Annotated in this window: 19 protein-coding genes; 12 read left to right on the top strand and 7 right to left on the bottom strand. The window is 43.7% G+C overall.

Features of this window, described 5'->3' with window-relative positions; all coding sequences use genetic code 11:
• The first annotated feature begins 221 nt into the window (after nucleotides 1–221).
• Nucleotides 222–611: a transcriptional regulator gene (locus FXV91_RS10200; RefSeq protein ID WP_229390481.1), complete on the top strand. Its 390-nt coding sequence runs from the start codon at nucleotides 222–224 to the stop codon at nucleotides 609–611.
• Between the two features lie 313 nt (nucleotides 612–924).
• Here the strand turns inward: FXV91_RS10200 and FXV91_RS10195 are convergent, their stop codons facing one another.
• The 6 genes from FXV91_RS10195 to FXV91_RS10170 all read right to left on the bottom strand — a co-directional run bounded on the left by FXV91_RS10195 (nucleotide 925) and on the right by FXV91_RS10170 (nucleotide 8,238).
• A complete protein-coding gene (locus FXV91_RS10195; protein ID WP_229390480.1) occupies nucleotides 925–1,377 on the bottom strand; it encodes a PPC domain-containing DNA-binding protein in 453 nt (150 codons plus the stop codon).
• 9 nt (nucleotides 1,378–1,386) lie between these two features.
• Nucleotides 1,387–2,070: an ABC transporter ATP-binding protein gene (locus tag FXV91_RS10190; RefSeq protein ID WP_229390492.1), complete on the bottom strand. Its 684-nt coding sequence runs from the start codon at nucleotides 2,068–2,070 to the stop codon at nucleotides 1,387–1,389.
• A 213-nt stretch (nucleotides 2,071–2,283) separates the two neighbouring features.
• Complete coding sequence (locus FXV91_RS10185) at nucleotides 2,284–3,201, bottom strand: EamA family transporter (protein ID WP_229390479.1); 918 nt, start codon at nucleotides 3,199–3,201, stop codon at nucleotides 2,284–2,286.
• A 1,304-nt stretch (nucleotides 3,202–4,505) separates the two neighbouring features.
• The gene (locus FXV91_RS10180; RefSeq protein ID WP_229390478.1) at nucleotides 4,506–5,471 is read right to left on the bottom strand and encodes a DMT family transporter; all 966 of its coding nucleotides are present in this window, start codon (nucleotides 5,469–5,471) and stop codon (nucleotides 4,506–4,508) included.
• A gap of 158 nt (nucleotides 5,472–5,629) precedes the next feature.
• Nucleotides 5,630–7,300, bottom strand: coding sequence for an adenosylcobalamin-dependent ribonucleoside-diphosphate reductase (locus FXV91_RS10175; protein ID WP_229390477.1), 1,671 nt, complete (start codon nucleotides 7,298–7,300; stop codon nucleotides 5,630–5,632).
• Between the two features lie 470 nt (nucleotides 7,301–7,770).
• Nucleotides 7,771–8,238, bottom strand: a complete 468-nt coding sequence (locus tag FXV91_RS10170) for a peptidylprolyl isomerase (RefSeq protein WP_229390476.1) — start codon at nucleotides 8,236–8,238, stop codon at nucleotides 7,771–7,773.
• Between the two features lie 880 nt (nucleotides 8,239–9,118).
• Between FXV91_RS10170 and FXV91_RS10165 the strand changes: the two genes are divergently transcribed.
• The 10 genes from FXV91_RS10165 (at nucleotide 9,119) to FXV91_RS10125 (ending at nucleotide 18,619) form a co-directional block, all read left to right on the top strand.
• The gene (locus FXV91_RS10165) at nucleotides 9,119–9,688 is read left to right on the top strand and encodes a hypothetical protein (RefSeq protein WP_229390475.1); all 570 of its coding nucleotides are present in this window, start codon (nucleotides 9,119–9,121) and stop codon (nucleotides 9,686–9,688) included.
• A 660-nt stretch (nucleotides 9,689–10,348) separates the two neighbouring features.
• Nucleotides 10,349–10,564, top strand: coding sequence for a M48 family metallopeptidase (locus FXV91_RS10160; protein WP_255680143.1), 216 nt, complete (start codon nucleotides 10,349–10,351; stop codon nucleotides 10,562–10,564).
• Between the two features lie 487 nt (nucleotides 10,565–11,051).
• On the top strand, nucleotides 11,052–11,858 hold the full coding sequence (locus FXV91_RS10155; RefSeq protein WP_229390473.1) for an indole-3-glycerol-phosphate synthase: 807 nt from the start codon (nucleotides 11,052–11,054) through the stop codon (nucleotides 11,856–11,858).
• A 250-nt stretch (nucleotides 11,859–12,108) separates the two neighbouring features.
• Entirely contained in the window at nucleotides 12,109–13,320 is a 1,212-nt protein-coding gene (gene trpB / locus FXV91_RS10150; RefSeq protein WP_229390472.1) for a tryptophan synthase subunit beta, read from the top strand.
• A 13-nt stretch (nucleotides 13,321–13,333) separates the two neighbouring features.
• Entirely contained in the window at nucleotides 13,334–14,161 is an 828-nt protein-coding gene (gene trpA, locus FXV91_RS10145; protein ID WP_229390491.1) for a tryptophan synthase subunit alpha, read from the top strand.
• A gap of 29 nt (nucleotides 14,162–14,190) precedes the next feature.
• Nucleotides 14,191–15,303 carry an anthranilate phosphoribosyltransferase gene (trpD, locus tag FXV91_RS10140; protein WP_229390471.1) on the top strand — a complete coding sequence of 371 codons (1,113 nt, stop codon included), beginning with the start codon at nucleotides 14,191–14,193 and terminating at the stop codon, nucleotides 15,301–15,303.
• On the top strand, nucleotides 15,300–16,004 hold the full coding sequence (locus tag FXV91_RS10135; RefSeq protein WP_229390470.1) for a phosphoribosylanthranilate isomerase: 705 nt from the start codon (nucleotides 15,300–15,302) through the stop codon (nucleotides 16,002–16,004). The genes trpD and FXV91_RS10135 overlap by 4 nt, the downstream gene beginning before the upstream one ends.
• Nucleotides 15,991–17,766, top strand: a complete 1,776-nt coding sequence (gene trpE / locus FXV91_RS10130; RefSeq protein WP_229390469.1) for an anthranilate synthase component I — start codon at nucleotides 15,991–15,993, stop codon at nucleotides 17,764–17,766. Before FXV91_RS10135 ends, trpE begins: the two co-directional genes overlap by 14 nt.
• A 131-nt stretch (nucleotides 17,767–17,897) precedes the next feature.
• A complete protein-coding gene (locus FXV91_RS19765; protein ID WP_255680139.1) occupies nucleotides 17,898–18,020 on the top strand; it encodes a hypothetical protein in 123 nt (40 codons plus the stop codon).
• Nucleotides 18,017–18,619 (top strand): aminodeoxychorismate/anthranilate synthase component II, encoded by a 603-nt coding sequence (locus FXV91_RS10125; RefSeq protein ID WP_229390468.1) that lies wholly within the window; start codon nucleotides 18,017–18,019, stop codon nucleotides 18,617–18,619. Before FXV91_RS19765 ends, FXV91_RS10125 begins: the two co-directional genes overlap by 4 nt.
• A 120-nt stretch (nucleotides 18,620–18,739) precedes the next feature.
• Here FXV91_RS10125 and FXV91_RS10120 read toward each other — a convergent pair whose 3' ends face one another.
• Complete coding sequence (locus FXV91_RS10120; RefSeq protein WP_229390467.1) at nucleotides 18,740–19,489, bottom strand: hypothetical protein; 750 nt, start codon at nucleotides 19,487–19,489, stop codon at nucleotides 18,740–18,742.
• A gap of 1,042 nt (nucleotides 19,490–20,531) precedes the next feature.
• Between FXV91_RS10120 and FXV91_RS10115 the strand changes: the two genes are divergently transcribed.
• Nucleotides 20,532–20,741 carry a hypothetical protein gene (locus tag FXV91_RS10115; protein WP_229390466.1) on the top strand — a complete coding sequence of 70 codons (210 nt, stop codon included), beginning with the start codon at nucleotides 20,532–20,534 and terminating at the stop codon, nucleotides 20,739–20,741.
• Nucleotides 20,742–20,901 lie beyond the last annotated feature (160 nt).

The following is a 20,901-nucleotide window of genomic DNA, read 5'->3' as shown; positions in this document are numbered from 1 at the left end:
TGTTTAATTCCTGCAAACACTTGCTTTAAAGGTTTTGGTTCGAACTACAAAGCCTATTTTTTTCTGGAGATTTGTTCCAGCGGTCTTTTATACAAAAACTCCTAAAAAAAAGCCTTACTTGGGTTAGATGCCTTTTTTACTTATTGACAATACTCAATTTATTAAGAAAAATAATTTTATCTACATAAAATATATAAACCTGAAAGTATTATTCACTCTCGATGACCGACGATTCTCCAGTTAATTTAACCGAAAAAGAGTATTCAGTTATTGATATGCTCCAGAGCCTGGGACTCCCGAGGACAGAGGCCACCGCAATCGTGTGTTTAAAGGACTGCAGGGAACTCAGATCCCTTCATATCGAACTTGTTTCCGGGCTCAGACAGCCGGAAGTGAGCGTAGCCATGCGCCCTCTTAGAGATAGAGGCTGGGTGGATGAAAGGTCCGAAAAGAAGAATAAGGGAAAAGGGAGACCCGTAAAATATTATCAGTTAACAGTGCCGTTCCCGCAGATAGTACATATTCTCGAAGAGGAGTTTTTAGAAGATAATAATGAGAAAATGATCGCACTCAAAAGACTAAGGGAACTGGAGATTATACTGCAAAATTAAATCTACTGCAAATTAAATTCACCGCAGTTAAGTTTAAAATAAGTCTACTAAAACAAGTATACTGGAATCAAGCCTGCTAAAAGCAATTATTACTAAAAAAGCAATTATTACTAAAAAAGCAATTATTACTAAAAAAGCAATTACTATTAAAAACAGGTTAATAAAAAATAAGTCCATTAAAATAAGTTACTAAGAGAAATTTATTAAAAAATAATTATAAGGAAATCTGCCAGATCTGATTTTCCATAACTCGCTTCAGGCTTCAATTACCCCCAATTCCGGTATAACTTTTACTCTATTAGAAATAGAAATATCACTTATCAGATGCCTGCATAAAGTTCACGGGAGCAAAGCCCTGCTCCATATCCATTACCCTTCTGGCAGAAATTCCTTCCAGCTCGAAAATGAATACCTCGACAACCATAAAAACTTCGCTCTCACCTCTCAGGCATCCAAGTTTAATGCTGTCTTCCCTGGCTGTTCCTGCATGAAGGTGAATTTTAGGCTTTCCGTCCTCCTGAAAAATGTCTCCTATCCCAAGAATCTCGTGGGCATCATTAAAGGCAGACCAGACAGGTTCCGGAGGTCTTCTATTTTCTTTCGGACCTGTAACAAGCTTTCCTTCTTTCAGCGCGCCAAGCAGCATAAACACAGCCGACTCAATCTTCTCCAGTTCTGCAAGTTTGATAAGTTCCAGGATGAGGTCATCCCCGTGGTCAACCCTCACGGTAAAGACCCTGCCTATCCTTCCTTTTGCGTATTCCATACTTCCCCCTCACTGATCCGTTATCTTTCCGTCTACAATTCTGATAACCCTATCGGCTTTTCCAGCCAGTTCTTCGTTATGGGTTACCACAATAAAAGTCTGATTATATTCTTTGTTCAGCTTGCGGAGCAATTCATAGATCAAGTCTCCCGCTTTAGTATCCAGGTTGCCTGTAGGTTCATCTCCAAGTACGATTGCCGGAGAACAGCTAAGAGCCCGGGCTACCGCAACCCTCTGGTTCTGGCCTCCGGAGAGCTCCCCTGGCCTGTGATCCATTCTATCTTCAAGCCCGACTTCTGTCAGAAGTTTTTCGGCAGCACTCTTTGCTTCTTCCCTGCTCTTTCCCGCAATCAGGAGCGGCATCATTACGTTTTCCAGAGCAGTAAAATCCGGGAGCAGGTGGTGGTACTGGAAAACAAAGCCCAGCATCCTGTTTCTCATTCCGGAACGCTCCTTGTCCGACATTTTTGTCACATCTTTGCCGTCTATAAGTAGAGTCCCTGAACTGGGCGTGTCGAGCAGACCTATGATATGCATGAGTGTGCTTTTGCCTGAACCCGAAGGCCCTACAATTGCAACAAATTCCCCTTTTGTAATAATCAGGTTTGCATTGTCGAGCGCGCGAAACTCCACTCCGTTTTTGTAAACTTTGGTCAGGTTCTTAAGCTCTATAATTGGGCTTCCATCTGTCATTCGGCTTCCGTCTGTCATGCTTTTCCTGCATTTCCAAAACTTTAATATTAAAAATAGAGGGGTTCTTAAGTAAAGAGCTTTTGGGCAGAGGGGCAGGCGACTCCATGAAAATTTCCAGATTATACTCCAGCAGCCACTATTTTCAGACCTGAAACCTTTGCCGTATCACTGATAATAGTACGTGTTATAAAACAGGACAGTATACATATATGGTTAAAGTACTGACTGGAGATCTGTCGACAGATTGCAGGCTTCGGTTTCTTTCCTGCTCACAAGATAGGCTGCTGTAAGGATGAGCACACAACCCAGAAAAGTCGAGATATAGAGAGGGCTTTTCAGGATTACAGTATCAAAGAAAATTCCTGAAACCGGTTCGAGCAAAGCAAGAATGCTGCCTGTCTGCGCCCTGATGCCTGAAATTCCTTTTAGATACAGAATAGCAGCGAATGTAATTGTCAAACCAAATAGAAACAGAGTATTGAAGTTTCTTAAGAAAACTGAGGTAGGGGTCAAAAACGCAGACGGCAACATAAACAGAAGACTTATTCCTGTCAGCCAGAAAGTCTGTGATATCCCCGTATAATCGTGCCTTAAATAACGAATTGTTACTATGGTGGTGCCGAAGGAGAGCCCTGAAAGTAAGCCGAAGAAGAGGCCTTTCATAAAATCGGATCCTGTGCTAAGACTCACCAGAACCTCTCCAGGGCGGGTAATGAGTATTACCCCTGCAACAGAAAGCAAAAGAGGTAGAAGGCTTTTGCTGCTACTTTTTTCTCCAAGGATTGAAGGAGCAAGCAGATTAACATATACGGGAGCCGTATAAAGGAGCAGTACAGCAATGGAAATTCCACTGTACCTTATAGCCGAGAAATAGCATATTCCTGTTACCGCATTCAGAAAACCCAGAAGCAGGAGATATTTTTTGTTCCTGCCTGGCATGAGCTGTTTAAGGCTTCCGCTCAATAGCAGGTAAAAGAAAATCATACATAAGCCGAAAAAAAGCCTGCAGAATAAAACGGATCCTACGGACATATCCTGGACCCTGTCCAGAAAAACTCCTATAGTGCCGTAAATAATGCTACCTGTTATAACCTCGGAGTACGGCTTGAAAGAGTTTCCCTGCACTGGCATATTTGGGAATTAAAAGACCGTAGATATATATTTTTTGTAGTTTACTGTGAAGTGGCTGATTTTCGGAGTAAAAATTAATGCTGTTTGATATCCAGAATATATCCTTAATCGCCCTAGTTTCGCCACCCGAGTTTCGCCACCCGAGTTTCGCTTCCCGAGTTTCGCTTCGGGATCACAGGAAATCGAAGATTTTCTGGGAGTTGCACTGCAAGTGCAACAGCACGAGGTCTGTTTCACTCGCTTCGCTCGCTCAAGCAGACTGATTTATCAAATCACAGATTTCACTTCCCGAGTTTCGCTTCGGGATTACAGGAAATCAGAGATTTTCTGGGAGTTGCGATATAATCGCAACAGTACGCGGTCCTTTTCGCTTCGCTTTGCTCCGCTCAAGAGGACTAATTTACGAGTTATAGTAGTGAGCTTAGCTCAAGAGGACTAAATTTGAGGATAAATCATAAATCCTGTCATGCTCTCCTGCGTCGAACGGTCTTTCCCAAAAAGAGAAGAAATATAAAAGCCAGTAGGTGAAAATTATTGGGCGAATATAGAAAAAAACTAGCAGAAGAATGGAGAAATCCAGGAGGTAAAAGTAACAGAAAAACGGTAGGAATGCGACCAAAAAAGTAAATTTTACTTGAAAAATACTCTCTCAGTCTCTTTGAAATCCTGTTTCTATTCCTTTCTTCCTTCTACTTCTTTTTGAAAGACCACCAGCCAGGTTGGATGGGCACCTATGTTTACCTGCATTGAAAGATAGTTTCCGAGGGAAAGGAAATGGTTATTTCAGGCCAGCGGACAATTCTTCAGGATATAATTCTCCTAATTGCGGTACCGTTTGCCGCTTATCTTTTCCTTACCTGACAGTCCGGTCTCGCCCAGCACAGGGAGAGAAAACTGAAAGATTCCCTGTCGGGACTCCGGGAATATATAAAACAATTAATCAGGGACTACTATTCTTTATGGAAGAGGAAAAATCTGGTAAAACCTGTAAGAAATCTATTTTTGTAGAAAACCACTTTCATAAACTATTTTAAATGCTTATTTCTGATACACAGTTTATCTGGAAGCTTAATTAAGAATCGGATTTATCAAGAACTGGATTTATCAAGAACTGGATTTATCAAGAACTGGATTTTTACTGAAAATATAGTAAAAGAGCCGATCCCAAAACTCAAAATTGTTTCTCTAAATCCTATATCTCGAACGATAAATCGAGTTTCTTATATGGAGAATAGTTCTGAGCAATTATTGATTTAAGAATAAAACTGGTTTTGGGATGAGCTTAAAAAGAGAAAAAAGGGTGATTATTTACCCTGTGGCCTTAAAAGTTCTTTTTTCCAGAAAGGTACCTTTTTGCTCAATACCGTCTTTTCCCCGAAAAGCAGCTTTCTCAGGAAAACTGAATTGTCCAGGCTTACTACGACTGCTGCTGCAAGGATAAAGAAGGAACCTATAAGCATCCCGCTATGGACCGGGTTTCCCAGAACCGTGTAATCAAAGAAGATACAGGAAACAGGCTCAAGAAGGGTGAGGATGCTGCCTGTAATGGCGGTTACTCCTGCAACACCTCTTATATAGAACACTGCACCTACACCGGTGATAAGGACTCCGAAAAGTACCAGGGTGTAAAGGTTTTCAACGAGCACATGCCCTGGCAGGGAGATTGCGAAAGGAGAAAGGAATGCCAGACTGATTACGCTCTGCCAGACAAGCTGAGTAAGGCCGTTGTACTCGTCTCTGAGGTAGCGGACAGATATTATGACACCACTGCTGAAAAGGCCTCCTACGAGCCCGAAGATTACACCTTTCAGATAGTTGCTTCCAAATGCAAGCTGTTCAAAGCCGCCTTCAGGCCTTGTTACGTAGAAAACGCCTGCCAGACCAAGGAAAAGGGCAAGAATCGTTTTTTCGGTATTTTTTTCTCCGAGGAGAACGGGTGCAAGGAAAGTCAGGTATATAGGATCAGTATACAGGAGAAGGACAGCAGAAGAAGCTCCCAGGTAGCGAATTGCAGAATAGTAGGAAAACATTTGCGAAACGTATAGAATTCCCAGAAGAAGCAGGTACTTTTTCTTCTTTTTCAAGGAGAGTTGACCGAGGTTTCCGGTAATTGCAAGGTAACACAATATGGCTGAAAGCCCGAAAAGGACTCTATAGAAAATAATAGAGCCTACAGACATATCCTTAAGCCATTCCATGAAAATTCCGACGGTACCATAAATAACACATGCCATGAGCAGTTCAAGATGGGGTTTAGAGGCAGCAGTCATATATATTCAGGGGGTATGAATGTATATATATTTTTAGTAAGATAATGGCAATTCCAGTGATATAATACTTAATAAAAAAATTTACAAATTTAACAAAAAGTTATTTTTATTCTGTATTGGCAAGCCAGTACTCCAGAATTGCCGTGTCAAGCAAAAGTTCAGTTTCCTGACTTTTTCAAGCTGAGAACTACATGCTGTCTGCTTCCGGTCCTGTAGATTGTAAGGCCTTTTAATCCCTGCTTCCAGGCATAAATAAGAGTTTCCTCAATATCTTCTTTTGTGGCATCTGCAGGCATATTGATAGTCTTTGAGATTCCTGCATGGCAGTGGCGTTGAAAGGCTGCTTGGATATCAATATGAGTCTTCCAGCCAATATCAAGGGCTGACCTGAAGAGCCTTTTTTCTTCTTCGTTCACTATTTCATGGTCTTTCATATCCTGCAGGGTGCCATGGGTGTAAACATGCTCAAGGAGCTCATAGTAATCAGATCCCGAAAGCTCTGGCTTAAAATATGCCTCAAAAAGGGGGTGGACAAGCATGAACTCTTTTCCTACTGTCTGTGTCCGCCTGTAGACCCAGCTGAAAACAGGCTCAATCCCTGCAGAGGAACCGGCAAGAATGCTGATGGTGCCGGTAGGGGCGATTGCGGTCAATGCAGCGTTTCTCATTGGAAGTTCCCAGGTGGAGCTTTCATGTTCCGGAAAAGGCCCTTTTTCTGCTGCAAGTTTCCTTGATTCCCGGACTGCAGCCCAGTTAATCTGCTCCATGAGCTTTTCTGCAAGCTCGAGAGCTTCTGTTGAGTCATAGGGCAGCCCCAGTTTCAAAAGCATATCATGAAATCCCATAACTCCAAGCCCAAGTTTCCTTGTCTTTCTGGTCGCCTTCTCAATTTCCTGGACAGGGTAGACATTTACATCGATTTCATTATCCAGTAAGCGGACAGCTTTTCCGGCTGTTTCCCTGAGTAAATCCCAGTTGATTTTTCCGTCTACAACAAAAAGAGAAAGGTTAATGCTGCCCAGATTGCAGGATTCGAAACGCAGGAGGGGCTCTTCACCACATGGGTTTGTGGCAGTGATATCACCAAGGGCAGGAGTGAAATTGTCCCGGTTTATTCGGTCGTAGAAAAGGACTCCCGGCTCCCCATTTCTCCAGATCCCATCAACGATTTCGGAAAAAATATCACCAACCTTTATGTCTGTTTCTGCATTCCAGATCTCATCTGTTCCGCCTTCGGCAGCCAGGTTCATAAAAGCATCAGGAACCATAACAGAGATGTTGAAATTGCTCAGTGCGCCTTCCGTACTTTTTGCCTTTATGAAAGGAATAATATCATTATGAGAAACATCGAGGATACCCATATTGGCGCCCCTTCTTCTCCCGAACTGTTTTACAACTTCGGTCGCCTCATTAAAGAGCCTCATTAAAGCTACAGGGCCGCTCGCATTAACGTCGCCTGAGGCCACAGGGGAACAACTACCTGGCCGTATCTTTGAGAAATCAAACCCTGTACCTCCCCCGGTCTTCTGTATAAGGGCAGCAGTTTTGACAGAGTCGAATATTTCTTCTATGCTGTCCTCCACAGGTATGACAAAACAGGCTGAAAGCTGCCCTGAGGCTGTTCCTGCATTCATAAGAGTAGGAGAACTTGGAAGGAAGGTTTTGCTGACCATAAGGTTAAAGAATTCAATATACTCTTCATGGGTTGTTGCAACTGCTTTTGCTACTCTCTCACAGATATCTTCCCAATCCTCCTCCCCCTCCCGAAGATATCTGGTTTTAAGAGTTTCCGCTGCCAGAACATCCCATCCCTCTCCGGTTTCTAACACAGAAATCACTTCACCCGAATATTCTGACTTTTTAACAGCAGGCCCTATTATAGGTCCTTTTATGGTCCCGTTATATGTCCCGCCATATGTTCTGCTATATGTCCTGTTATTTTACTAAAAACAATTTGTGTTCCCTATTAGGTGGGATTTTTTATCATCCTATCCGAAAATCCTTTTAGAAAATATGATCAGAAATAATAATCAGAAATAATAATCAGAAATAATAATCAGAAATAATAATCAGAAATAATAAGTTAGAAAGGTTGATTAAGGTTCAAAACTCGAAATGTAATTGTTGGCGTAAAAATAATTACTGGCATAATTGAACGAAAAGTAGTCAGAGGATTATCTCAAAACCTACAGGCAAAATAGGGAAAACAGGGAAAACAAAAAATGATTGATTGAAAAAATGATTGATTGAAAAAATTATTGATTGAAAAAATGAGAAGTTGATCCGGTTATGAAAAACTTCAGACCAGTTCAGCCTTCACAATTTTTACTTCGGTTTTCGGGCGGTCCTGGCGGTCGGTTTTTACCTTAGCCATAGCATCAACAACATCCATGCCTTCTACGACCTTTCCGAAAACAGGGTGATTTTTATCAAGGTGAGTGTTATTTACAAGGTTAATGAAGAACTGGCTACCGCCTGTGTTAGGGCCTGCATTTGCCATTGAAATCGTGCCCCTCTCGTTTTTGTTGCGCTTTGTGAACTCGTCCGGGATCTCATAGCCGGGCCCACCCATGCCCGTTCCTGTCGGGTCTCCGCCCTGGATCATAAATTTGTCGATGATCCTGTGGAAAATTACGCCATCGTAGAAACCTTTGTCCACAAGTTTAGCAAAGTTTCCTGCCGTAATTGGCATGTCCTCAAACAGTTCAAGAGTGATGTCACCCATAGTGGTGTGCAGAACCACTTTCTTTCCCTTCCATACGGCCATTTCTGTTCCTCTTTCGATCTTTTGATCTGATTTTTATGTGTGCCTGTCTTTTTGTCGGCTTTTTGTGCACTGTATGTTCGCCTTACATGTAAATGCTTCGCCAGCAGAGTTGCGGCTCTGCAGTGCGCTGTCCTTTTCGCTTCACTTCGTTTCGCTCAAGAGGACTAATTTATAAAATTTCATCTTTTCTTCCCTGATTGCGCTTCGGGATCAAAAAACTATGAATTTCCTTGTCTTACACTATGAATTCAGTAGCTTTCAGTTCTTTTTACTTCACTCAGGCAGGAGAGAGTTCGGACTTCGGGCATTTTCGGAGGCAAAATTCAGTGGTGTAAAGTGTCTTAATTCCTGATTATTGTTCAGGGTTTAAGATGCCCGAGTTCTCTATTGAGAGTGTATTTGAGGAAGGTGATTGAAAAGGAGATATGAAAACATGATAAAGATATTCATACTTCATTAAAATAATCCTAAAATTATAATTCAGTTGTTTGCAAATATATAAAGTTTTTGAGTGAGATATGAGGTTTTTCTTTTCTTATAGTGTAACTTGATACTTTATTTTCTAAACTTTCAGTATAACAGTTGGTTAGATTTTATCTAATATGAAAAAATCTGTACAAACTCCATGATATATTGTCCTCTTCTATATATTATACTTACTCGATTATTTTATACAAATCCCTACGTTTTTATAGGCAGCTTAGTTTATTTTTTAATAGGGAAGAAAATAGGTTAATTTCCGTTAATTTCTGTTAATTTCCGTTAATTTCTGTTAATTTCCGTTAAGTTCCGTTAAGTTCCTTCAGATTCTTAAGGTTCAATAGAAGTTTCGATAGACAGTTTCTGGAAGTTCCGATAAAAGATAGTGGGGGAAATTGCAATGAACAGATTACAGGTTTTTTGCCTGTGGATAGCCGCAGGACTCTTCATCATTCTGGCCGTCCTTCCGGCTTCAGCCGAAGCGGCTACAGGAGATGGAACAATTCTCGAAAATGAAACCGGAGAAATAAATCTAACAGAGTATTCAACGACTTCATATAATGAAACTGAAGTCATTGAGAATGAACTGGGGCTGGGCTTCCGATTTCTTGAATCAATGCTTCGCCTGCTTAACCTCAATCTGAACCTTATAAACGAAATCCTTAATGAACACTCTGAAGAATATCCGTTTCTGCAGTCCACAATAGAGGGAACGGCTACAGGCATAGACACTGTGGATTCAGCGATTGTTGTTGTGGAAGATCCAACGAACATAAGTAACGCAAAATCAGCTATGAATACCTTCGACGGCGCTATTTCAGACCTGAATGCAAGCCTCGTATACCCGCAGGATATGCTCGATGCTGCAAATGCGACCCTCGGGCAGCCTGAAGACACAACACCGATACTTGAAGATATGTACAAAATAACAAAGGCGATGGTCACGATTTATGACCACATTGAGAACTAACCGGGAAGGGAGGACCTGTGAGGTTTTACGGATTTTTGTGATCCCGAATTGCGCCTCGCCCGAATTGCGCCTCGGGAGTACGCGGTCCTTTTCGCTCCACTCCGTTTCGCTCAAGAGGACTAATTTATGGATAAGTGAGGTTTTACGGGTTTTTGTGATCAGGTTCCCTTTTATTCATTTTTACTTTTAAGCTTCCGGGAGGCCCGTTTAATTAGGAGGCACTATTCAGGGGGACCGGAATGGCGTCCTTCTGCTTTCCTTTTCAGCGATCCGGCGCGGCTTGAACCCGGCGGTTTTTAGCAAAAAAAATGAAAAATTTAATCATACTTTGTTAAAAAGAAATATAATATTCATACCAATTGTTTTAATGCCTGTAAGGATAGCTTTAAAGAAGAGCTTCAATCTTGAAAGGACGAAGCAGAATCACAATTTTTTTACTGGACCATTAATTAGACATTATCTTATTATTCGATTCTAACCCCTTCATTTCACATGCAGAATTTTAACATATAGTTTTATTCTCCTTGGAATATTACCTAAAAGCATGCCTCTGACACCAAATGAATAAAACAAAATTACAATTTTTACAGGATTATTGGAAATTACCATGTTATTTGATTTCAACACCTTAATTTCACATGCAGAACTTTAACGTACAGTTTGCACTCTTACCGAAGCATAAATCAATTGAGGTTCAACTGGCGGGTTGTTATGGCTAAAATGTCCATTATCGATTATGTAGTCGTCCACGAACTCTGCCATACAAAATATAAAGACCATTCAAAGGTTTTCTGGAATGAAGTACAGAAAATTCTGCCTGATTATGAAGAAAGAAAAGAATGGTTGAGAGTGCATGGGGATTTGTTGAAAATTTAAATATCGAGTCGATCTCCGTTCTAAATCTGGATTTTTCCCCATACAGCCGTAATTTGTCATATCGGGTCGTTTAGTCTCTTTAAAGTTTTGTACTTCCTTCAACTTCCGTCTTCTTTATTGAAGGGCCGCCAGACAAGCTGGCGGGAGTGCTCATATTTATCTGCTGATTAAAAACGGTCCTCGAGGTAAAAAAGTATTTCTCAGACTTGCTTGAACCTTCGAGCATAGTAATAATTTGCTTTTCTTAAACTGCAGGGCAGGGCCAGCCGCTCTGCACGGAAATTAATTGTCAGCAATTTATTTATTCAGCCCGGAGTCCGACAAAGTTGACAGACTGATTCGCAGCTCACCAGGATATCAGACTTAGAAGCTTTACTCAACACTTCAAATTGGTCCATTTTTTGAACTCTCAGCCTCATCCAAAACCTTTTTATATCAAGTACGGTATTAGACATTGTTGTACATAACTATACACCAGTGATAATTTATGCACGATTCAATCCTCCACATCCTCAACACAACAAAGACCCGGATTCAGGCTTTCGGGACCGATATCCATACAGAAGAACCGCAGCCGCAGTTCCAGAAAAGGAACTTCATCGCCGCTGTGGCAGCCGTAAGGGCAGATGGGCGGGTGCCTGTAATTGCTGAGGTCAAACCTGCATCCCCTGGAAAGAGTTTCAGGGAGATCCCGCCTGCAGTGGCTGCTGAACTTGCATGGGAGATGGAGGAAGCCGGAGCTGTTGCAATTTCTGTACTGACTGAGCCTGGAGTGTTTCGTGGTTCACTCGAAAACCTGAACGCAGTCAGGAAAACAGTATGCCTGCCTGTCCTCAGAAAGGATTTTATTATTGACAGGCTGCAGATCCAGGAAGAAGGAAGCGACCTCATCCTCTTGATTGCAGGTATCCTGGGAAAAGAGCTGAATGCTTTTGTTGATCTTGCTCTCGAAAAAGGATTTGAGCCTCTTGTTGAAGTTCACAATAGGGAAGAGCTTGAACTTGCCCTGGAAACCAACACAAAAATCATCGGGATCAATAACCGGGACTTTGAGACACTTAAAATCGACCTGGCCACAACGGAAGAGCTTGCACCACTCATTCGGGAATATGACCTTGACCACGGGACCAGCCATATCATTATAAGTGAGAGCGGAATGAACAGTCCCGGGGATGTCAGGCGTGTAATACAGGCAGGGGCAGACGCTGTGCTTATAGGATCTGCACTTATGGAAAGCGACTCAGTTTTTGAGAAAACTAAAGAATTCGTCCAGAGTCTTTGCTGGCGTGAATAATTGCTTTTCTTTGATTTTTCGGAGCTTTCAACCTGCGGAAATGGGGTTGAAAAATCCGCTTTCATTTCAAAACGAAATTCTGACTGAATTTTTTTTCATAATATCACAAAGAAAGGAATCAGGAATTAAAAAACTAAGGATCACGAATCAGAATCACGAATCAGAATCACGAGATAAGTAATCACGAGATAAGTAATCACGAAATCAGCGATTAAGACATCAGAACTCAAGAGACAAGGGAGTAATCGAATTGACAGGAACTACAATTTCAGAATTACAGGTGAAAGGAAAGTACGGGAAATTCGGAGGGCAGTACGTACCTGAAGTACTCATGCCGGCCTTAGAAGAGCTCGAAGAGGGGTACGAGCGGTACAAAAACGACCCCGAGTTCCTTGCAGAGCTTGACCACTACCTCAGGGACTTCGGGGGCAGGGAAACTCCTCTTTACTTTGCCCGGAACCTGAGCAAAAAATACGGGACTAAAATATATCTCAAGCGGGAAGACCTTGTGCACGGAGGAGCACACAAGCTCAACAACGCCATAGGGCAGGCACTGCTTGCAAAGTTTATGGGAAAGACCAGGCTGATTGCAGAAACAGGTGCAGGGCAGCATGGGACTGCAACTGCTATGGTGGGAGCCACCCTCGGGTTTGAAACGATTGTCTACATGGGGGCAAAAGACATCAAACGCCAGCAGATGAATGCATACAGAATGGAACTCATGGGGACAGAGGTAAAAGACGTAGAGACCGGCTCAAAAACCCTCAAGGACGCAATCAACGAGGCTTTCAGGGACTGGGTCACAAATATCGGAAACACACACTACCTGATCGGGTCGGTGGTCGGCCCCCATCCTTACCCGATGATTGTAAGGGACTTCCAGAGCGTGATAGGGCGTGAGGTAAAGGAGCAGGCAATAGAAAAAGAAGGCAGACTGCCTGATTCTATCATCGCCTGTGCAGGCGGAGGGAGCAATGCCATGGGGATTTTCCATCCTTTTGTCGAAGACAGGGAGGTCAGGTTGATTGCTGTAGAAGCCGGGGGAAAAGCCCTGAAGTGTACGGAAAAAGCAGCCCTTCATTCAGCCTGCCTCTGCGCCGGAGAAGAAGGAATCCTGCACGGAGCAAGGACAAAGGTGCTGCAGGACAAAAACGGGCAGATCCTTGAGTCCGAATCCGTATCTGCAGGGCTTGACTACTCAGGGGTAGGACCTGAGCTGGCATGCCTTGCTGAGAGCGGCAGGGTTACGGCCCGTTATGTCACGGATGACGAAGCGATTGAAGCTTTTAATGAACTGAGCCGGCTTGAAGGAATCATTCCTGCCCTTGAATCCTCTCATGCCCTTGCCTACCTGAAAAAAGCCGCTGAATCAGGGGAACTCGGAGAGTTTGTGGTAGTAAACCTCTCAGGAAGGGGAGATAAAGACCTGGAAACCGTCCTGAGCCTGAAGAGAGGGATCTGAAATGAGAACCGAAATGAAAACCGAAACAAGAGCCGAATTAAGAGCCGAAATTAGAAGGCAAAAAATCTCGGAAAAATTCAGCGAACTCAGGGAGAAGAAAGAAGGAGCCCTTATCAGCTACGTAATGGCAGGAGACCCTTCAGCAGAGGCAACCTGCGGGATTGTAAGAGCCCTGGCAAACGGGGGAGCAGATATAATCGAACTTGGTTTCCCGTTCTCCGATCCTGTGGCTGACGGGCCAACTATCCAGGCAGCAGGACAGAGAGCGCTTGCAGCAGGCATGGATACTGAACGTTACTTCGAACTTGTCAGGGACCTTGAGGTTGAAGTCCCTCTTATTTGCATGACTTATTACAACCCTGTATTCAGGTATGGAGTGGAAAAATTCGTAGAACATGCCGCAGAAGCCGGAATCAGCGGACTGATCATACCCGATATCCCGGTGGAAGAAGCAGCTGACCTGAAACACAGCTGTGAGAAACACGGGCTTGACCTGATCTTTCTGGTCGCACCTACAACAACCGATGCAAGGATCAGGAAGATCCTTCAGAGGGGATCGGGCTTCATCTACCTGGTATCAAGGCTCGGGGTTACGGGGGCTAGAGATAATGTTGCAGGTTCCACAAAAGAACTGCTTTCCAGGGTAGAAACTGAAATTCCGAAAGCTGTAGGCTTTGGAATTTCAACAGGAAGACAGGCTGCAGAGGTTAGGAAGGCTGGTGCAGACGCTGTGATTGTCGGCTCGGCTTTTGTAAAGATCATTGAAGAAGGAAAAGACGTAAAAGAAAGGCTGGAAGCCCTTTCAAGGGAACTCAAATCCGGCATACTTGAAGCAAATTGAACCAGGGAATTGCAAAGGAGGCAGAAAAGATGCAGGAAATGAAGGCATATATCAAAAAACTGGAAAAAGGTCATGACCTGAGTTCAGAAGAAGCCGAAACCGCAGTAGGAAAGCTCCTGAGCACGGCCGGAGATGAGGAAATAGGGGCTTTTTTACTTGCCCTGAAGGCAAAAGGGGAAAAGCCCGAAGAAATTGCAGGTTTCGTACGCGGTATGAAGAAAGTTGCCAATATTATCAGGCCAGGGACGCCTTTCAGGCTTGTAGATACCTGTGGGACAGGAGGAGACGGGCTTAACACCATCAATGTCTCAACAGCAGCTGCAATTGTGACTGCAGCAGCCGGAGTCCCGGTAGCCAAACACGGAAACAGAGCAGCTACCTCAATGTCAGGAAGTTCTGACGTGCTTGAAGCTCTCGGGATTAAAGTGGACCTCCCCCCGGAACAGGTTAGAAAGACAATAGAAAAGATAGGTATAGGTTTCATGTTTGCCCCGGTCTTCCACCCTGCAATGAAGCGGGTTGCCGGGGTCAGGAAAAAGCTCGGGGTAAGGACAGTCTTTAATATCCTTGGACCCCTGACAAACCCTGCAGGAGCAAAAGGGCAGGTTGTTGGAGTTTTTGATAAAAGTCTCTGTGAGCCTATAGCTTATGCCCTTGCCGAACTGGGGACAGAGCATGCCCTGGTAGTGCATGGGGACGGGATGGATGAGATCACAAATACGGGTGAAACCTATGTTGCGGAATTAAAGAATGGGAAAGTTTCGACCTACACGTTGACCCCTGAGTCCCTTGGCATGCTGCGGGCAAATCCGGAGGACATCAAAGGAGGTACTCCGAAAGAAAATGCACGAGACCTTCTGTGCATCTTCAAAGGCCAGAAAGGACCTAAAAGGGACCTCATAATCCTGAATGCAGCTGCAGCCCTTTACGTAAGCGGGATAGTGAGCTCAATCCGACAGGCTATCCCCATTGCCGAAGACGCTATTGACAGCGGAAAAGTCATGGTCAAGTTTAACCAGTTCCGGACTTTTACCAGAGAACTTTACGAAAAGGATAAACAACAGGGCTCTTTTCCTGGAAAAACAACTTTATCTCCGTCCCGAATTTCCATGTTAAGCCCGGCTTCCGGGGAGAGGGCATGAAAACAGGATTAAAAACCAGGATCAAAATCTGCGGGATCTGCAGCCCTGAAGATATTGAACTTGCAGCTCTCTATGGAGCCGACGCGCTAGGATTTATAACCGAAGTCCCTGTGGAGAGCCCGAGAAAGCTTGATTCGGACATCGCATCAGCCCTTGTTTCAAAAGTCCCGAAATACCTTGATTCAGTAATGGTCATAATGCCTGAAAACTCCACCTGTGCCCTGGAACTTATCGATAAAGTAAGACCGGACATAGTGCAGATCCACTCCGACCTGCCCCTTCTAGAACTTGAAATCATAAGGGAAAAAGCAGACATACCTGTAATAAAAACCCTTTCTGTGCCTGCCGGGCGAGGAGCTTCCAAACTCCAGAACCTTGTAAAAAGGCTTCTTGAGGAGGTCCGCGAGATGGAAGAAAGCGGAGCTGTTGACAGCATACTCCTGGACTCAGGGGTTGCCGGAAAAATAGGCGGTACAGGCTGTGTACACGACTGGGACCTGAGCCGGAAAATTGCAGAAGAGACCAGCCTTCCCCTTATCCTTGCCGGCGGGCTCAGACCCGAAAACGTGCAGGAAGCTATCAGGGTTGTTTCTCCCTATGCTGTGGATACGGCTTCAGGGGTAGAGACCTGCGGAAACAAAGACGCTGTGAAAATCAGGAATTTTATTGAAGAAGTGAGGTGTGCCAATGCTTTCCTTTGACCTTGGAAAAGAAGAGTTTAAGGAGCTTGTCTCAGGGCTCAAAAAACCCGGGCTCGTCCAGCTCCTTGCAAAAGTTGATTTTGGGTGCTATCCCGTCTGCTCTCCTCTCGAGCTTTACCGGGCTTTAAGAGGCTCAGGAACTGCAGGTTACTCCTACCTGCTTGAATCCGTGGAAAAACAGGCAAATAAGGCAAGGTATTCTTTTGTTGGAAACGAACCTGATGCCCTGCTGACGATAAGTAACAGAAAACTCTCCCTTGAGCTCCTGAACCCGAAAGCCTGTGCTTTCTTCAAAGAAATTGTCGCAAAAGCAGAGGAAGTCTGCGGAGCTGAAACTGAAGAGAAAACCGGAGAAAAAAACGTAGAGAAAAACGGAGATGAAACCGGAGAGATAGAACGCAGAGGAAAGCAAAAAGAAACGCAGCCTCCTGGAAAGTTCACGGTTGCAATTCCACGCGGAAAAGATTCTTTTGACGCCCTTCGCCTGGCTTTTCCTCCGACAAACGGGATTGAATTCCTCAATACAAAGCGCTTTGAAAGGCAGACCTTCCTGGGAGGGGCTATTGGTTACACAGCTTATGATGCGATCTACGACAGCTGGCTCGGGGCTGAAAAGGGCTTTGAGTCCGGGATTCCCGAACTCCAGTACATCCTTGTCTCGAAAAGTTTTATTTTCGATCACCTGACTGAAGAAGTGTATATAGTGATCACTCCTTTCGTAAGCCCGTGCTCGGATGCAGAAAGAGTATATGAAGAGACTCTTTCAGAGGCAGATAAGCTTTATTCCGCAATTAAGGAAGTTTCCCTGCCTGAAGACGCAGCAAAGGGAGTTGAAGTAAAAGGAGTTGAAGCAAAAGGAGTGATAAGGGAGACAGTCGCAAGGGAAACAGCCGCTTCAAATGCAGTAGTTTCGAGCCCGTTAATAGCGCCATCTTCACCTGTACAGGTCTGCAGCGCTGACAGGTCGGAATTTGAAGCTTCCGTGCTCCAGGCGAAAGAACATATTTTCGCAGGGGATATTTTCCAGGCTGTCCTTTCCAGGAAATGCGAATTCAATTTGAAACAGTCCCCTTTCGAGCTTTATATGCAGCTCCGGGAAATAAACCCGAGCCCTTACATGTATATCTTCGAGTTTGGAGACCTTGCAATTGTAGGGGCAAGCCCTGAAACACTTCTAACAGTACATAAACGCACTGTCATAATAAATCCCATCGCAGGCACCTGTCCGAGGGGGAAGTCCGAAGCTGAAGACGAAGCCCTGGCTTCACACATGCTTAATGACGAAAAGGAAAGGGCAGAACATGTAATGCTTGTTGACCTTGGGCGAAACGATGTCCGCATGGTTTCCGAAAGCGGCTCGGTAAAGGTCTCCGGGTTTATGAAAGTCCTGAAATATTCTCATGTCCAGCACATAGAAAGCACGGTTTCGGGAAACCTCAGGCCCGAGTGCGACCAGTTCGATGCCTTCAGGGCAGTTTTTCCTGCTGGAACCCTATCAGGGGCTCCTAAAATCCGGGCAATGGAAATTATTTCCGAACTTGAAACAGCTCCAAGAGGGATCTACGGCGGCGGGGTAGGGTATTACAGCTGGAACGGGGATGCTGATTTTGCAATCGTGATAAGGACTCTGCTTATACAGGGAAAAAAGGCTTCGGTACAGGCAGGGGCAGGGATTGTTGCGGACTCCGATCCTGCGTATGAGTTCAGGGAAACGGAAAGGAAAATGGCAGCAATGCTTGCGGCTATTGGCGGAGAACTCTGAGCTGAAACTCCGGTTAAGACCGGGTTAGACAGGGTTAGACAGGGTTAAGAAATACAGTTGAGGAGTCGAGAAACGGGAATCAGGCGCAGGAATGGAAGGAAAGAATAGAAAAAGTTACCGGGATGAGACTTATGGAAAGAGATTTAAATACAAATAATTCAGGAAAAATGGCTCTGGAGAAGAGAATTCTATTCGAAAAAATGAGTAAAGGGGGACGTCCGGAAGAAAAGGCTTTTGGAGGGTTTTTCAGGTGAAAATCGTTTTCATAAACAACAAGGATTCTTTCGTATGGAACCTCGTGGATTATATCTCATATTTTGAAAAAGATACCCTGGTCCTTCCCAACACGGTTACCCTGGAAGAGTTAAGGGAAATAAAGCCTGATGCGCTGGTAATCTCCCCGGGACCCGGAAACCCCTCTGACCCGAAGGATATAGGAAACTGTCTGGAGATCATCAGGGAAATGGGCAGGGAAATTCCTCTTCTGGGAGTCTGCCTCGGGCACCAGGCAATCAACGTAGCTTTCGGCGGGCCTGTAAGGAGAAGTAAAGTGGGACCCGTACATGGGAAAAGTTCAAGGATCTTGCACACGGAATCAGTACTCTTTACAACACTTAGAGAACAGTTTGAGGCAGGCCGCTACCACTCACTTGAGATTGGAGAACCGGCTCCCGGAATAAAGGTTACTGCCCGGGCAGAAGATGGAACCATTATGGCAGTCGAACACGCAGAATATCCTATCTATGGCTTGCAATTCCACCCTGAGTCCGTGCTTACTCCCGAAGGGCTAAAAATAATAGAACGATTCCTGGAAATTTCAAGAAACTTTAAAAAAAGACAGTCGGCTGTTTAAAGCAGCCATGAATTTTTTTTTCTGCTTTCAGGCGAAAAGGCTTATCGAAAAGGTTTATCTTTTCAGGCAAAGATTCAGTTTTTCCTTTAAGCCAATTGCCCTCTGATGCGCATGCAATTATTATTTTTCTTTTCCCGAATCCCCGGTTTCAGGCTCTTCTTCCTCGACCTCTCCTTCGAAGAATTCTTCTTCCGTAAATTCCTCATTGGGCCTGCTGCCCTCATAGCCGGCAGGCTGAAGATTCTGCATGTCCGAAAATTCGCTTACTGTTTGGGAGATCAGTTGAGGATATCTTACAATCTGCTCCCTGGGAATGAACCCATTATCTTCGGATGCGATTATAATTCCCTCTCTTGCGGTTTTTGCTGCGTTACTCAGATCTTCAAGTTGTTTTTTGCCTGCGAGGTAGCCAATTTCTTCAAGTGCCATGGTTGTCCAGAGGGTTACAACCTCCATCTTTTTTGCAACAGCACCTCTGCCTATTATTTCGAGGGCTTTAACAGCAATTTCTGCAGTTTCAAGCATCTCCATCTGTGCAGCTCCTTTTCCGATTTCCTGCACAGCCTTTGAGAAAGACCAGAGGGCATTAGAGAAGTCTTTTTCGACGGAAGGTTCTGCAAGAGCATCAATAGCCTCTACTGTATTGGATGCTACACTTTCACTCCTTTTCTGAACAGCTTTATTGCCAATATTCCGGAGTGAAATCGCAACCCTCTTTAAATCGGTCTCAAAATCTGCGTTGAGCAGTTCTTCCCCGAGTTCCCTGAGGTACACAATATACTGGAGTGCGTCGTACTCGTTTTGTTCCCTTACTGCTTTTTCTCCAGATTCTCCAAGTTCAATAGCTTTTTGTTCATTCAATGAGAACATATTTAAACCCCTTTCCAGTCAAATCCTGTAATAAATGCCGGTTTTAAGAATTAAACTATTTATATAGGAATACTCTGATATTAGTCTTCCTATATTTTTGTAAATTTATAGAGAGTTTCAAGCTTATGTTTAAGAATTTCAAGCTTTTATTTTTAAAAGAGATATATACACTCATGAAGTTAAGTAAAAGGCTTTTTAAGTAATTAATTAATTAGTCGCCCGCAATCACCTGGCTGATGTTTTTGAGTAAAAAGAAAACAGTGCCCGACTATAAACTTTAAAATCCCGAATCTCCCGAATTGCGCCTCGCCCGAGTTTCGCTTCGGGAGCACGAGGTCTGTTTCACTCGCTTCGCTCGCTCAAGCAGACTAATTTATAAAACTATAGCTTTTACTTCCCGAGTTTCGCTTCGGGATCACAGGAAATCGGAGATTTTCTGGGAGTTGCACTGCAAGTGCAACAGCACGAGGTTCTTTTCGCTACGCTCAAGAGGACTAATTTAGGGGTTATAGTAGTGAGATTTACTTAAAGTGATAGAATTAAATTATTTCCGACCCGTGTAACGTTATTCTTTGTATTATGCCGTTTTTTTCAAGTTAGAAGAAGAAAAGCGGCCTTTCTCGCGAAAAAGGGAAAAAAGAAATTCTAGAAAGTAAAAATGGCTAAGGAGAATGAATATAAACCAGAAAGTAAAGGCAAAATGAAATAGTAAGAATTAGGACAAAAAATCATCTACTTGGAGATCGCTTTTCCAATCTTTTTCAAGTCTTTTTATTTCTACTACTTCATTTTTTACGGGAAGGGCCGCCAGAAGAGCTGGTAGAGGCGCTCCTAGAATTATTAATTGAAATTCATTTTGAAGTTGAAATCTTCAGGTCTATTCGACATATCTTCTTTTTTCAGGCTTCGAATAGAATACTTGCAGTATAAAAAACGCAAAGGTTATAGGGCTAAAAGTTTTTTTCTAACTTTTTACCTTTACTCTTATCTGTTGATGGCTCTTGATCTGTTGAAATTAAATGGATAAAAACTATGACCGAGCTTGAAAAACAGTTACTCCCGGGCGTGGAATTGTTCTGGCTATCCTTATGGTTATAGGCTCAGGACTGCTGGGCTTGCCCGGGATGGTAGCGGATGCAGGAACGGTGCAGGAACGGTGCAGGAAGTGGTTTTCGGCTGGCTTCTGATCATTCTGGCTGCAATGCCACTTATTCAGACCTATAAACCCGAATCTTTAAATCATAATCTGTAAATTTAGACTTGCTTAAGACTTTTAGCCTTATCCTTTAGCCTTTAGTCTTATTCTTTAGACTTATTCTTTAGACTTATTTTTTACTGGCAAATTTATAAATGGTGCAAAATATATTTACGGATGAATTTAGTGGAGCTATCCATAGAGGAATTTAGTGGAG

The sequence above is a fragment of the Methanosarcina sp. DH2 genome, assembly GCF_020804225.1.
Taxonomy (GTDB): domain Archaea; phylum Halobacteriota; class Methanosarcinia; order Methanosarcinales; family Methanosarcinaceae; genus Methanosarcina.
The sequence above is the reverse complement of the archived record's forward strand: the minus strand, read 5'-3'. Positions and strand labels throughout refer to the sequence as shown.

What these genes read in the sequence shown, in the direction of transcription:
- FXV91_RS10135 (WP_229390470.1), top strand. Translation starts at nt 15,300, where the DNA reads ATGAAAACAGGATTAAAAACCAGGATCAAAATCTGCGGGATCTGCAGC.
- FXV91_RS10190 (WP_229390492.1), bottom strand. Translation starts at nt 2,070, where the DNA reads ATGACAGATGGAAGCCCAATTATAGAGCTTAAGAACCTGACCAAAGTT.
- trpA (WP_229390491.1), top strand. Translation starts at nt 13,334, where the DNA reads ATGAAAACCGAAACAAGAGCCGAATTAAGAGCCGAAATTAGAAGGCAA.
- FXV91_RS10120 (WP_229390467.1), bottom strand. Translation starts at nt 19,489, where the DNA reads ATGTTCTCATTGAATGAACAAAAAGCTATTGAACTTGGAGAATCTGGA.
- FXV91_RS10200 (WP_229390481.1), top strand. Translation starts at nt 222, where the DNA reads ATGACCGACGATTCTCCAGTTAATTTAACCGAAAAAGAGTATTCAGTT.
- FXV91_RS10195 (WP_229390480.1), bottom strand. Translation starts at nt 1,377, where the DNA reads ATGGAATACGCAAAAGGAAGGATAGGCAGGGTCTTTACCGTGAGGGTT.
- trpE (WP_229390469.1), top strand. Translation starts at nt 15,991, where the DNA reads ATGCTTTCCTTTGACCTTGGAAAAGAAGAGTTTAAGGAGCTTGTCTCA.
- FXV91_RS10180 (WP_229390478.1), bottom strand. Translation starts at nt 5,471, where the DNA reads ATGACTGCTGCCTCTAAACCCCATCTTGAACTGCTCATGGCATGTGTT.
- FXV91_RS10185 (WP_229390479.1), bottom strand. Translation starts at nt 3,201, where the DNA reads ATGCCAGTGCAGGGAAACTCTTTCAAGCCGTACTCCGAGGTTATAACA.
- FXV91_RS19765 (WP_255680139.1), top strand. Translation starts at nt 17,898, where the DNA reads ATGGAAAGAGATTTAAATACAAATAATTCAGGAAAAATGGCTCTGGAG.
- trpD (WP_229390471.1), top strand. Translation starts at nt 14,191, where the DNA reads ATGCAGGAAATGAAGGCATATATCAAAAAACTGGAAAAAGGTCATGAC.
- FXV91_RS10155 (WP_229390473.1), top strand. Translation starts at nt 11,052, where the DNA reads ATGCACGATTCAATCCTCCACATCCTCAACACAACAAAGACCCGGATT.
- FXV91_RS10165 (WP_229390475.1), top strand. Translation starts at nt 9,119, where the DNA reads ATGAACAGATTACAGGTTTTTTGCCTGTGGATAGCCGCAGGACTCTTC.
- FXV91_RS10170 (WP_229390476.1), bottom strand. Translation starts at nt 8,238, where the DNA reads ATGGCCGTATGGAAGGGAAAGAAAGTGGTTCTGCACACCACTATGGGT.